Consider the following 13,362-nt stretch of genomic DNA (forward strand, 5'->3'; position numbering starts at 1 on the left):
TTCGTGCCTAGCACAAAAAATTTATAATTCCCCCTTTGGGGGCTAGGGGCTCTGCTTATGGAATCAATACAAGCAATAAAACAACGGTTTGAAATTATTGGCAACGATTTAAAACTAAATCGCGCCATCGAAAAGGCTATTCAAGTAGCTCCTACTGATATTTCGGTCTTAGTTACGGGCGAAAGTGGTGTTGGAAAAGAAGCTATCCCCAAGATAATTCATGCTTTATCCCATAGAAAACATGCCAAATATATTGCCGTAAACTGCGGTGCAATTCCTGAGGGAACTATTGACAGTGAATTATTTGGCCATGAAAAAGGAGCTTTTACAGGAGCAACCACCACCCGTAGTGGTTATTTTGAAGTGGCAGATGGCGGTACTATTTTTTTAGATGAAGTAGGCGAATTGCCCTTAACCACTCAAGTGCGTTTATTACGTGTTTTAGAAAATGGAGAGTTTTTAAAAGTAGGATCTTCTCAAGTGCAAAAAACAAATGTGCGCATCGTAGCCGCCACAAATGTGAATATGTTTGAAGCGATTAAAAAAGAGAAGTTTAGAGAGGACTTGTATTATAGATTAAGTACCGTCGAAATTAATATTCCTCCTTTAAGAGAAAGAAAAGAAGATATTCATTTGTTATTCCGAAAGTTTGCCTCCGATTTTAGTCAAAAATACAAAATGCCGACCATTCGTTTAGATGATGATGCAATTCATATATTATTAAAATACAGGTGGCCTGGAAATATTCGCCAATTGCGAAATATTGCCGAACAAGTATCGGTTTTAGAAGAAAAGAGAACTATTTCGATTGCAACGTTGTCAAGTTACTTACCCAATGCTAGCGATTCTAATTTACCCGCCGTTATTGGCAAACAAAAAAGTGAAGGCGATTTTAGCAACGAACGTGAAATTTTATATAAGGTTTTGTTTGATATGAAAGCCGATTTAAACGATGTTAAAAAATTAACGCTAGAATTACTTAAAAATAATGATACCGGGAAAGTACAAGAAGAAAACCAGAAATTAATTCGCAAAATATACGGTAATCAAGACGCAGAAGAAGAATTTACCCAAGAGGAAGAAGCCGCCAATGAATTACTGCAATTACCCAACACATCAACAGAAAATACCTTTCATAAAGCTGCTGCGGAAGATAAGTATCATTTTGCAGAAGAAATTGAAATAGAAGAAACCCTATCTTTACAAGAAAAAGAGATCGAATTGATTACAAAATCGCTGGAGCGTAATAAAGGAAAGCGAAAAGCTGCTGCTGCAGAATTAGGGATTTCAGAGCGCACCTTGTATCGAAAAATTAAACAGTACGATTTATAAGTTGTTCGTTTTTAAAAAATATAGTCTTGAAAAAAATAAAAAAAATAGTACCGATTTTACTCATCGCAGTTAGCTTCTCTAGTTGCTGGATGTATAAATTTAATGATGGTGATGTAGGCACGGCAAAAAACTTTGAAGTGAGGTTATTTCAAAACTATGCGACCCAAAGCCCTGGCTCTACCTTTGAACCTGGGCTTGAAAGAGATTTTACGCAAGCCCTACAAAATTTAATTTTAGACCAAACGAGTCTATCGCTAACTTCAAGTAATGGCGATTTACTCTACGAAGGAGAAATTACCGAATTTCGAATTTCGCCCATGACCGCTACCGCAAACCAAACCGCTGCACAAAATAGATTATCTATGCGCGTAAATGTGCGTTTTTTTAACACGACCAAGGAAGACGAAGATTTTGAAAAGCCTTTTTCATTCTTTTATGATTATCCTGCAAATGCCTCTTTTAATAGTATAAAATCTGCAGCTTTAGAGGAAATATTTGAACGTATCACACAAGATATTTTTAACGAATCACTAGCTAATTGGTAACAAAAGGTTATGAATGTATCTGATTTTACTTATTTATTACAACATCCTGAAAAGGTTGTCTCTCCTGTACAAACCAATCAGCTTGATGATATTTTAGATGAGTTTCCTTATTTTCAAGCGGCAAGAGCCGTTCAATTAAAAGGCCTAAAAAACCTAAATAGCTTTAAGTACAATAGTGCTTTAAAGACGACCGCGGCTTACACCGCAGATAGAGATGTTTTATTCGACCTCATTACTTCAAAACAATTTTTACAAAACACCATTGCGAATAGTATTTCTGGTACATCGCTAAGCTTAAAAGAGCAAGAGATTGCTTTTGAAACTATTGTACCTAACGAAAAAAAAGAAAGTCTTTTAGAAGAACACGTTAAAGATAAAGCCCTACCCCAGAATGTAAAAGACGCAGAGCAGATTTTAGATCCAGCCCTGTTTACATCTAAAGATCCACAAATAGACAAAGAAATTGCGTTTAAAAAGGAACAAGAAACTAGCCTTGAATTAGGAAGCCCTTTGGCCTTTACCAAAAAAGAAAAACACTCGTTTCAAGAATGGATGCAATTAGCCGCCAAAAAACCAATTGATCGTTCCAATAACCAACAAGTTGAACCTGAAAAGCCCACGCAAACGACGAAAAAACAAAAAGAATCTAAAAAGAAAAAATTTGATCTTATTGATCAGTTTATAGAAAATAATCCAAAAATAGTACCTAAAGAAAATACCACTGTAATCGCCGTTCAAGACGCTTTGAAAATGGATAAAACAGAGTTAATGACAGAGACTTTAGCCAAGGTATATCTCGAGCAAAAAAAATACAAAAAAGCGATTCAAGCTTTCAAAATTTTAAGTTTGAAATATCCAGAAAAAAGTAGTTTCTTTGCATCCCAAATAAAATTAGTACAGAAAATACAAAAAGAAAATAAATGAGCACATTTACAATATTTTTAATCCTAATCATCATCGTGAGTTTATTATTAATGCTAGTGATAATGGTGCAGAACCCAAAAGGGGGCGGATTATCTTCACAATTTGGTGGAGGCGGAACTCAAATAGCTGGTGGTGTTAAAAAAACTGGAGACTTTTTAGATAAAAGCACATGGACCTTGGCTACCCTATTAATTGTTTTAATTTTGTTGTCTAACATTTCATTAAAAGACAACTACACTCAAACAGAATCTAAATTATTAGATGGTAATAACATGGAGAATACACTTCCTGATGCATTACCTGAATCACTTCCTGAACCAACAGAAGGAACACCTATTCCGGATTCAGAATAAAATTTACAAAATAGTTCACAAAAAATGCCAGCTTGAATGACAAGCTGGCATTTTTGTTTTCACAAAGTGTCAGTATAAGTGCAATGGCATAATTTCTGCCATACCATTAGAAACAATTTGTAAATCACAATAAAAATAAATTATATGGCTAAAGTTACAATTAAACCATTGGCAGATCGAGTACTTATTGAACCAATGGCAGCTGAAACAAAAACTGCTTCTGGACTTTATATTCCAGACACTGCAAAAGAAAAACCACAAAAAGGTAAAGTTGTTGCGGTAGGTCCAGGTACCAAAGATGAAAAAATTACTGTAAAAGTAGGAGATACTGTACTCTATGGCAAATACGCTGGCACAGAACTAAAATTAGACGGTACGGACTACCTAATGATGCGTGAAAGTGATATTTTGGCGATCATATAAAGCTAAACGCTGTAGGCTTTAAGCTATATGCTTCTTATGAGAGATTTTAAAAAATATGGTGTCTGGGAAATCAGTCATAAATTTACTTTACAGATTTATGCACTTACAAATAATTTTCCTTCTCAAGAAACATACGGACTTAGCTCACAGTTAAGAAGAGCTAGTACTTCAATTTCAACAAATATTTCTGAAGGATGCGGAAGAGATAGTGATGCTGAATTCAGTCGGTTTTTGACTATTGCAGTTGGCTCTGCTTCAGAAGTTGAATATCTTATTTTACTTTCGAAAGATTTGAATTATTTAGATTTAAAGACCTACGAAAAATTAAATGAAGACATCAACACCATTAAGAGAAAAATATATTCTTTAAAACAAAAATTAAATTAATAAATAATTAGCAAAAAGCATAGCGCTTATAGCCTATCGCCTTTTGCATAAAGCAAAAAAAACATGGCAAAAGACATTAAATTTGATATAGATGCACGTGACGGACTTAAAAGAGGCGTTGATGCATTGGCTAATGCAGTAAAAGTAACTCTAGGACCAAAAGGTAGAAATGTAATCATCAGCAAATCTTTCGGTGCTCCAGTAGTAACTAAGGATGGTGTTACAGTAGCAAAAGAGATTGAATTAGCAGATCCTTTAGAGAATATGGGAGCGCAAATGGTCAAAGAAGTAGCGTCTAAAACCAATGATTTGGCTGGTGATGGTACTACTACTGCTACGGTTTTAGCACAAGCCATCGTTAAAGAAGGTTTAAAAAACGTTGCCGCAGGTGCTAACCCAATGGATTTAAAAAGAGGCATCGACAAAGCTGTTGAAGCGATTGTTGAAGATCTTGCGAAACAAGCACAAAAAGTGGGTGATTCTTCTGATAAAATAAAGCAAGTAGCTTCTATTTCTGCTAACAATGACGAAACTATTGGTGAGCTAATCGCTAAGGCTTTCGGCAAAGTGGGTAAAGAAGGGGTGATCACTGTTGAAGAAGCTAAAGGTACAGATACCTATGTTGATGTTGTTGAAGGTATGCAGTTTGACAGAGGATACCTTTCTCCTTACTTCGTAACCGATTCTGAGAAAATGGTTTCTGAGTTAGAGAATCCTTATATTTTATTGTTCGACAAGAAGATTTCTTCGATGAAAGATATACTTCCTGTTTTAGAGCCTGTTGCACAATCAGGAAAACCACTTTTAATTATTGCAGAAGATGTTGATGGTGAAGCCTTAGCTACTTTAGTAGTGAATAAATTAAGAGGTTCACTAAAAATTGCTGCAGTTAAAGCACCAGGTTTTGGAGACCGTCGTAAAGCGATGCTTGAAGATATCGCTATCTTAACGGGTGGTACGGTAATTTCTGAAGAAAGAGGTTTCTCTTTAGAAAATGCTTCTTTAGATCTTTTAGGTACTTGTGAAAAAATAACGATCGATAAAGATAATACCACAATCGTTAACGGTGCTGGTGTTGCTAAAGACATCAAATCTAGAGTAAACCAAATTAAAGCTCAGATAGAATCTACAACGTCTGACTATGATAAAGAAAAATTGCAAGAGCGTTTAGCTAAATTAGCAGGTGGTGTTGCCGTTTTATATGTAGGTGCTGCTTCTGAAGTAGAGATGAAAGAGAAAAAAGACCGTGTTGACGATGCTTTACATGCCACAAGAGCGGCTGTTGAAGAAGGTATTGTTGCTGGTGGTGGTGTTGCCTTAGTGCGGGCTAAAGCGGTACTTGCCAAATTAAAAGGTGAAAACGCTGACGAAGAAACAGGAATGCAAATTGTAGCTAGAGCCATTGAAGCTCCTTTACGTACTATTGTTGAAAATGCAGGTGGTGAAGGTTCCGTAGTGGTTTCGAAAGTATTAGAAGGTAAAGGTCACTTTGGATACGATGCCAAAGCTGAAGTGTATACCGATATGATGAAAGCCGGTATTATCGATCCTAAAAAAGTAACAAGAGTAGCCTTAGAAAATGCTGCTTCGGTTGCAGGAATGATCTTAACTACCGAATGTGCTTTAATTGATATTAAAGAAGAGGCACAAGCGGGCCCTCCAATGGGTGGTGGTATGCCAGGAATGATGTAGTGGCGAGCCGCCACAGGCATTAATTATACTAAATTTAAACGCTCTAACAAAAGTTAGAGCGTTTTTTTTTGAAGTTCTAAAGTTGTGCACTTTTCTTCATGAGTGTTTTATATTCACATTTTTCATAATTAAGCTAATTAAATTTTTTTTCAGTCAATTAAGTTACCCAAACATGTACCATTCTTTGCGAAAGAATTCTGTGAATAGCCCAAAAATTGAGCTTTTGGCTTTTTTATACTACCTAAATGTAAAATTCTAAATATTCCTAAAGACACAATTTTAGAACCTTCCGTATTCACTATTACTTATTTTTTTAAATTCACTCTCAGATATCCACTCGTTTAAGGGGTAGTTTGATTCAATATTTATCATTGGGTTTGTTAGAATATATTCTGCAATGTAAGAAAATCGATTTTTTCCTTCATGAAGTTCTAGTATTATTCCAGGCAGACCTAAATATTCTTTTGGACCATAAGGAAAGGCTAAATCTAATGCAAACCAGGCAGTAATCTCTAAGTCATCTTCTTGTCCTAATCGATTAGTATTTTTTTGTAAAGTCACAGCTTTTTGACATTGATAACCTAGTATTACTTTCTTCTCATCTAATATTTGCCAATTAATTATTGGTGATTCTGTTTTAACAATGTAATTTTTATTATTGATTTCTGTAACTTTATAGAGTTCTTTGGTCATAAAGTCGTAATGGAAGCAATGAGTACCTCCTATGATTAATTTTCTAGCCATATCGAGTGCTTTTGGGAAATCTCTACTCTTTTTTTTTAATAACTCGTATGTGAAAATTGAAGTATAATCATTAAAAAATAGCTTCATTTTCAAACTATCCATGTAGTAAAAAGTATCCTGAGTAAATTTAGAAACACCTTCTATTTTTTCCTTGTTTTTATGAACCTTAACTTTATAACTCAATTCATAATTTTGAGCATTCAAATTGAAAATTGAAAAAATTAAAAATGTGAACAAGTAATATCTATTAATCATAACTCAAAAATTTACAACTTTTAATAATTAAAGCTTTTTAAAAAAAATTAAAAAAAATAGGATAAAAATATCATCAAACAATCTATCGTATAAATTTATTAAAACGTTGTTTTTTTGGCACATTGATCTTATAAAAACCAAAAACGCCCCAAATTTCAATGGAGCGTTTTAAAAAATTATAGTTTAGCCTAAAGCCTATTGCTTAAAGCACGTGGCTACATTAATTCTTATGATCATCCTTTACTTTATCATCTCTGTATTTACAACAAGGATGTACAGTATTGTAAGCTTCATCTGTTGCTTTTAATTCTTTGGTATCATGACCAACCGCAACAATGGCCGTTTTAATTTTCATCACATCGGTTTTGCGTTCATCCATAATTAGGGAAAGTTGATGCGAAGGAATATCCCAAGTGGCAAATTTCACCCCTTTTACGCCTAATGCTGCTTTTTCAATACGCTCTTTGCACATCTCACATACACCATCCACATCAAAGGATAATTTTTTATTTTTCTCTTGGGCATAACTAAATGCTGCAACGAATAGGACTACGACGGTTAAAATTGTTTTTTTCATTTTAAAATGGCTTTATGCTTTAGGCAATAGGCTTTAGGCGCTATGCTCTAAGCGGTTCTTACTAGTTACTTTTATTGCAAGCGAAGCAATCTGTCTAAACTTTTTCACTACCTTTTTTTCTTTTCACTTTTCTATTTTCTATATTTTATTTTCTATATTTTCAATTTTCGGACCTTAGACTTTTGCCATCATCAGATCTTAAACCTAAACCCCGCATAAAACATGCGACCCATAATAGGTGCAAAAACAATGTTGGTATCAAAATTTGAACCAAAAGGGTTATCTGCGCCCAAAATAGGATTCTTCTGTGTTACATCGCTTAAATTTTCACCTCCTAAATATACTTCAAAAGCGGGAGAAAACACCTTAGTTATTTGCGCATTCATTAGGCTATAAGGGGCTGCAAATTCAGGCAATTGGTAGGCTATAGGATTTGATGCTGTGCCCGGCAAACGCTGCTTCCCTTGCGTATGCAGGGTATAATCAAAACGCCATTGCGCACCATTATCCTTTAAAGTGGTTTGATAGCCCAAATTCGCAAAATACCTATTTTGAGCTTGTAAGGGTTTTTGCAGGCTACCACTTCTGTAATCCGTGGTAACATCATAATACTTATAAGCGGCCCTTAATTGTAGATTAGGTAGTATTTCATGATTTACTTCTACCTGTAAACTACTGGCATAACTTTTACCGTTTAAATTGTAAAATGCTATTTCGTCGGGATTCTCCCAATCTACCACAATCTGATTTTTAAAATCGGTTTTATAAAAGTCTACCGTTACATTTCCCTTACGCTCTAAAAATATAAAACCTTGTAAAAAACTTACACCATAGTTCCAAGCGTCTTCGGGTTGTAATCCGTAAATATCACCATCCGTATCTAAAATTTGCAACTGTCTTGATGAAGCAAAAAACTGTTGATTTTCTGCAAAAATATTGGCGGCTCTTTTACCACGACCAAACGACCCTCTTAAACTACCCAGTTCCCAAGGGGTATACCGAATATGAAATCTAGGCGTTACAAAAGTTCCTAATCTGTTGTGGGTATCTGCGCGTATACCTGCGGTTAAGCTTACCTTTTCGATATTATCATAACTATATTCGAAAAAAGCACCTGCCGATGTATCCGCTCGGCTAAAAATAGTACTGTTTACTACTTCTTGGTAGCCGTCATAAGCAAAGGTCAGCCCAGTTTTAAAGGTATTTCTTGTGTCACCAATAATAGAGTTGAACAATAGATTCGTGTATAAACTTTCATGGTCTATGTTATATTGGTTAAACCCAAAATAAGAATCTTGCTTGTGCAAACTATAAGAAGCCTGAAGACCCATACTTTGAAACGGTAATTCAGGAAAAACATAACCTAGCTTCAAAGAGGTATCAAACCGGCGGGTATCAATCTCGCTACCCCACACTTGGTCTCCGCTCAGTGAATTATTGTTATTTTCTCCGAATGCCGGATTGTTATCGACCCGATCAGTTAAAGGATTAAAATCGACCTGACCCACTTGCTTTTCATCATTTAAGAACCTAACATTTAAAAAACCAATCCAACCTTTTTCTGCATTTTGATACTGCCAACGGTTCATAATATTTATTTGATCTGCCAACGGAGCGTCTAAAAAGCCATCGTCGTTAGCGTCTTCTTTTTGACTGCGTTTATTGCCGTGGATATAGATCCCAGTACTTAGCTTATCGGTTAGTTTCTTGTTAAAATGGGTATTGAGTTCTAAGCGTCCATTTTGATTTGCATAACCGTTGACAAAAACCGAGGTATCAGTTAGTGGTTTTACCAGTTCTGTATTAATTTGTCCAGATATACTCTCATAGCCATTGACGACACTCCCAGCACCCTTGGTTATTTGAATACTTTCTACCCAAGTTCCAGGGGTAAACGTAAGTCCATAAGTTTGTGACGCACCACGAACCATAGGTAAATTTTCTTGAGTAATCATCAAATACGGACTTGTTAAGCCTAGCATTTGAATTTGCTTTGTACCGGTAAGGGCGTCCGAAAAGTTTACATCGATTGCTGGGTTCGTCTCGAAACTTTCAGACAAGTTGCAACAGGCAGCCTTTAATAGTTCTTCGCTATTTATAGTCACCACATTCTGTGGCGTAAAAAAAGATTTTTCTAAGGCATCTCTTTTTTGCTGTACCACAACCTCCCTTAATTCATTGGATGGTTTTAAAAGGTGTGCAATTGTCTTTGGTTCATTGATGATCAATGTATCTGATTCAAAACCTACATAACTAATAATTAAGCTTGTATATTCTTTTGTAAACGGAATAGAAAACGCTCCTTTTTCGTTCGTAACTACGCCTAATTGAGAGTTCATCCAATACACACTAGCGCCTGGCAGACCCATTTGATTAGCATCTTTAACGGTTCCCTCTACTTTATCTTGTGAAAAAACTACAAAGCCACAGAAAAATAAGTAGGCACCTACAAATTTTATTTTTTGTGTTTTCATCTAACTATACACTTGAATTAACATAGCGATGGCCATCACTAACATAATGGCATTTTCTATAAAAGTTGCTTCGGTCATCGGCAGTTTTAAAGCAGTACCTAAACAAGCACAGCGAATACTTTTTTTATCTAAAAGTGTTTTTGTTACTCCAACGGTAGTAATTCCTAAAATAATCACCGTAACTAGTAAAGCTAGTGGAATTTGGATCCGCATTAAAAAAAGGAGTCCTAATATCGCTTCCATAAAAGGATAGATACGCCCATATACAGGTATCACTTTGGCTAATGGATCGTACATCCTGAAACTTTCTGGAAATCCCTTTAAATCTAAAAATTTGAAAAAGCTAAAAACAATGTAGAAAAGCCCCATAAAATCGAGCATCGCATCGTTTAGGCTTCCATCTTTATAATTCAGCAACACAACAGCTACCGATAAGTATCCTAAAATTAGGAATAAAGGTTTTAGTTGTGCTAGTTTAGATGTAGCTTCAATGGGTAGCGCTTCTTTAGGGTTTTGCGTATCGGCAATATATTTTTCCCTAATCTCGTATTTAGGTTGTAAAGCCTCTTGTAATTGGCTTAGCGGAATATGCCTTGTCATATCAATAGTTCCTTCGGCCTTAGCCAAATCAATAGAAACGGAAGTTATTTCGGTAATTTTAGCGAGTTTTTCCTCAACAGATGCTACGCACCCACCGCAGGTCATTCCTGTTATACTATATGTATGTGTCATAGTTCAGTATTGATTTAGTTGATTTTTACGGGTACTGCTTCACTTTCAAAAATATTTATTTGACCATTTCTATAATTAATCACATAAAGTTTAGAATTCATGATTAATACATCAGTAGCTTTTTCAATATTTTTCGAAATTTCTTGCTTTAAATTGCCCATCATGTCGAAAACTAGAACGCGATTATTTTCAAAATCAGTTGTAAAAATCTCATTTTCAGTCACTAAAATACCCGTTGCCGCGTTCATTTTTTGATCTTGCCCCATCATTTGCAAAAATTTTCCTTGTTTATCAAAAACTTGAACGCGATTATTATACGCGTCGGCAACCCAAATTTTATCTTTTGTGATTTGTACATCAGTAGGATAATAAAATTCACCTTCCGCTTTGCCTTCTTTGCCAAATGAAATCCAATCTGTTCCGTTATAATAAAGAATACGGTTGTTATAAAAATCTGCAATTGCTTTTTCTTGCTTAAAAACCGATATGGCCGCCGGAGCATCCAAACTATCTTTAATTACTATAGATGTTAATTCTCCCTGAGCAAACCTGCCTATTAAATCGTTGCCATATTGCGGAATGTATAAGACACCATCTAAGGCATCAATGTGCATGGGCCTGTCTAAACTGTCGATAAAAGCTTCTATTTTCCCTTGTGCATCAATTTGCACCACACGATTGTGGTCACCGTCAGACAACCATAGTTTTTCGTCAACCTGAGCTATACCAATCGGGTTAATTCCTTCCAATTGAATAGTACTAGAAAAAACCCAAGTTGTTGGTACAATTTCTTTTTGTTTGCAAGAGGAAAATAGAATGATGAAGACTACTATGATACCTATATTTTTCATTGTTTTCTGTGTTTTTTTTCGCAACATCATGAAGTAGTATCAAAAAATTAAGTTTTAACTACGACGATCAGAGGTAACTATTTATAATTTTATTGAGCTATTCGATCATAAAGACAACAAGGTGGTAAATCATTATACGTGCTTGTTTGTGCTTTATGGTTTTTGGTATCATGACCAGCTTTTGCTATCGCTATTTCAATTTCAGATAAGGTAGTAGTACCCCCATCGAAAGACACTTTCATCATTTTAGTTTCTTTATTCCAGGAAATCTCAGAAACTCCTACAACACTTTTCGCAGCCTTTGTAATTCGCGCTTCGCACATACCGCAGTTCCCTGCCACCATGAGGTTTTTAGTGACTGTTCCTTTAGTTTTTTCTGAGAGGATTTTTGCTTCAGAGGTTTCAATTTTACCGTTAGCTCGTTCAATTTTAGTAGTAATTGGCGTATAGCCCGCATTTTCTACTTGTTTTTCAACATCTGTTAGCGAAAGAGCCTTTTCCGCTGGATAATTAAAACTAAAATCTCCTGTCTCAATATCAATTTTTACACTTTTTATCCCTTTAAATTCCTTAAATTTTTTCTCTAAGCCATAGGCACAAAACGGACAGCCAAGTCCGTCTACTTGTACCCTAAATTTATCCATATTTTGTTGTGCGTTTGCACTCAACATGGTCATTATTCCAAAAATCACTGTTATTATGATTGTATTTTTCATTTTTTATATTTTATGTGTTAAAATGTGAATCTACTTCCTAAAAATATACTGTAATTAAACTTTCTACCTTCAGCTACGTCATTGACTAAAGGTACCTGAACTGCGACTTCGAAAGTTGTATTTTTCCGAGCATACTGTACCCCTTGTGCATAAAGTAGTTGATACCAACTGCGCTCCACGAGCCATAAATTAGTATATTCAAAAAATAGATTGAGTTGTTTGTTGGGGTATTGTGGTTTTAGGAGCGGAAGACCAAAACCTAATTTATACCGAAAGTCATCCATTGTACCATCTGGCATCCAGTTATACCCAATTTCATTAGAAATTCCGTATTTAAGGGTTTCATAACCCGCAACTACGCCGTAGTATCCAGCATAATTACCCATACTTAAATCCATTTCATCTAAATCTTCTCCAGTTGGTAAAGTCTGTACTGTTTTACCTACCACTCTAAAGGTTTTCCCAGTAGCATCCTTTCTGAAAAATTGATATTTGCCCATTAATTTTATATCTGCTAAGGAACTGCTAGTTAAAGCACCTTCAAGAGAATTAGACAGGTATGGAATTTCTACCCCAAGCTCAATATTTGAAGTGGGCAAGTAACTAATAGTAACTGGAACATAGGTAAAAGTAGCACGCTGGGTAGTTCTAATTTCCGTTAAGGTTCTAACAGTGAAACTGCCTGCTCCTAGCATAATAGGTTTATCGGATGTTATTGGCGGCCCTTGTGCCCGAGAAATAGTAGTAAACAAAACTAAAATGACTAAAAGCCAAAATGTATATTTCATGTTTTTATAATTTGATTATCCTTCTTTTGAGTATTTCCATCTAATTAAAAATTATTTAAATGGAAAAAATTCCGCAATATCTGAACGAACTAAAAAGAAAAAAATCAGATTAAAAAAACTCCGTCAAGTACTTGAATGTCTTTGACGATGTTCGGGGGAAGATAATATTGGTGTACTACACGCTGTACGTTTTCGGCGGGTAAAAAATTAAAATAAGAATATGAAAAAGCAACTAACAACTGCTGCTGATCTATCGTAAAATCATGAAATGCAATCGCTAAATCATCTTGGCCTTGCAGGATGATCGTTTCATCTGAGCAACAAGCATTTTCATATTGTGAGGCATTCTCTTGATCAGCAGCATCGTTTGCTTCCATCCCACAGCCATTTGAGGCCGCAAACAATGAAATATCGACTACATGACCCAAACAATAATGCTTTTCTACTTTCCAAGAGGTGGTAGAAGCCAATAGCAAAAGTGCTAAAGCAATAGACATTATTTTTTGAAAAACTTTTTTCACGATGCAAATTTACTAAATTTCTAAATCACTAGCGAGGTATTGTTTTTT

15 protein-coding genes are annotated in these 13,362 nt (G+C 35.3%); 7 read left to right on the plus strand and 8 right to left on the minus strand.

Features of this window, described 5'->3' with window-relative positions; translation table 11 throughout:
* Window positions 1-57: 57 nt before the first annotated feature.
* The 7 genes from GQ45_RS08220 (at window position 58) to groL (ending at window position 5,656) form a co-directional block, all read left to right on the plus strand.
* A complete protein-coding gene (locus tag GQ45_RS08220) occupies window positions 58-1,332 on the plus strand; it encodes a sigma-54-dependent Fis family transcriptional regulator (RefSeq protein WP_047416623.1) in 1,275 nt (424 codons plus the stop codon).
* Window positions 1,333-1,358: 26 nt separating this feature from the next.
* Window positions 1,359-1,877 (plus strand): LptE family protein, encoded by a 519-nt coding sequence (locus GQ45_RS08225; protein ID WP_047416625.1) that lies wholly within the window; start codon window positions 1,359-1,361, stop codon window positions 1,875-1,877.
* Between the two features lie 9 nt (window positions 1,878-1,886).
* Complete coding sequence (locus GQ45_RS08230) at window positions 1,887-2,801, plus strand: hypothetical protein (RefSeq protein WP_047416627.1); 915 nt, start codon at window positions 1,887-1,889, stop codon at window positions 2,799-2,801.
* A complete protein-coding gene (gene secG / locus GQ45_RS08235) occupies window positions 2,798-3,154 on the plus strand; it encodes a preprotein translocase subunit SecG (RefSeq protein ID WP_047416628.1) in 357 nt (118 codons plus the stop codon). Before GQ45_RS08230 ends, secG begins: the two co-directional genes overlap by 4 nt.
* Before the next feature lie 144 nt (window positions 3,155-3,298).
* Complete coding sequence (gene groES / locus GQ45_RS08240) at window positions 3,299-3,577, plus strand: co-chaperone GroES (RefSeq protein ID WP_047416630.1); 279 nt, start codon at window positions 3,299-3,301, stop codon at window positions 3,575-3,577.
* A 27-nt stretch (window positions 3,578-3,604) separates the two neighbouring features.
* Window positions 3,605-3,964, plus strand: a complete 360-nt coding sequence (locus GQ45_RS08245; RefSeq protein WP_369798284.1) for a four helix bundle protein — start codon at window positions 3,605-3,607, stop codon at window positions 3,962-3,964.
* 63 nt (window positions 3,965-4,027) lie between these two features.
* A complete protein-coding gene (gene groL / locus GQ45_RS08250) occupies window positions 4,028-5,656 on the plus strand; it encodes a chaperonin GroEL (protein WP_047416634.1) in 1,629 nt (542 codons plus the stop codon).
* 279 nt (window positions 5,657-5,935) lie between these two features.
* Here the strand turns inward: groL and GQ45_RS17565 are convergent, their stop codons facing one another.
* The 8 genes from GQ45_RS17565 to GQ45_RS08290 all read right to left on the minus strand — a co-directional run bounded on the left by GQ45_RS17565 (window position 5,936) and on the right by GQ45_RS08290 (window position 13,314).
* Window positions 5,936-6,655, minus strand: a complete 720-nt coding sequence (locus GQ45_RS17565) for a GLPGLI family protein (RefSeq protein WP_052188168.1) — start codon at window positions 6,653-6,655, stop codon at window positions 5,936-5,938.
* 220 nt (window positions 6,656-6,875) lie between these two features.
* Window positions 6,876-7,232: a heavy-metal-associated domain-containing protein gene (locus GQ45_RS08260; protein ID WP_047416635.1), complete on the minus strand. Its 357-nt coding sequence runs from the start codon at window positions 7,230-7,232 to the stop codon at window positions 6,876-6,878.
* A 191-nt stretch (window positions 7,233-7,423) separates the two neighbouring features.
* The gene (locus tag GQ45_RS08265) at window positions 7,424-9,706 is read right to left on the minus strand and encodes a TonB-dependent receptor (protein WP_047416637.1); all 2,283 of its coding nucleotides are present in this window, start codon (window positions 9,704-9,706) and stop codon (window positions 7,424-7,426) included.
* A complete protein-coding gene (locus GQ45_RS08270) occupies window positions 9,707-10,438 on the minus strand; it encodes a heavy-metal-associated domain-containing protein (protein ID WP_047416639.1) in 732 nt (243 codons plus the stop codon). It lies immediately after the preceding gene.
* 14 nt (window positions 10,439-10,452) lie between these two features.
* Complete coding sequence (locus tag GQ45_RS08275) at window positions 10,453-11,289, minus strand: NHL repeat-containing protein (RefSeq protein ID WP_052188367.1); 837 nt, start codon at window positions 11,287-11,289, stop codon at window positions 10,453-10,455.
* An 89-nt stretch (window positions 11,290-11,378) separates the two neighbouring features.
* Window positions 11,379-12,005, minus strand: a complete 627-nt coding sequence (locus GQ45_RS08280) for a heavy-metal-associated domain-containing protein (RefSeq protein WP_047416640.1) — start codon at window positions 12,003-12,005, stop codon at window positions 11,379-11,381.
* A 17-nt stretch (window positions 12,006-12,022) separates the two neighbouring features.
* Window positions 12,023-12,793 carry a hypothetical protein gene (locus GQ45_RS08285; protein ID WP_047416642.1) on the minus strand — a complete coding sequence of 257 codons (771 nt, stop codon included), beginning with the start codon at window positions 12,791-12,793 and terminating at the stop codon, window positions 12,023-12,025.
* 104 nt (window positions 12,794-12,897) lie between these two features.
* A complete protein-coding gene (locus tag GQ45_RS08290; RefSeq protein ID WP_156125385.1) occupies window positions 12,898-13,314 on the minus strand; it encodes a hypothetical protein in 417 nt (138 codons plus the stop codon).
* Window positions 13,315-13,362 lie beyond the last annotated feature (48 nt).

This window comes from Cellulophaga sp. Hel_I_12, from assembly GCF_000799565.1.
GTDB lineage: Bacteria > Bacteroidota > Bacteroidia > Flavobacteriales > Flavobacteriaceae > Cellulophaga.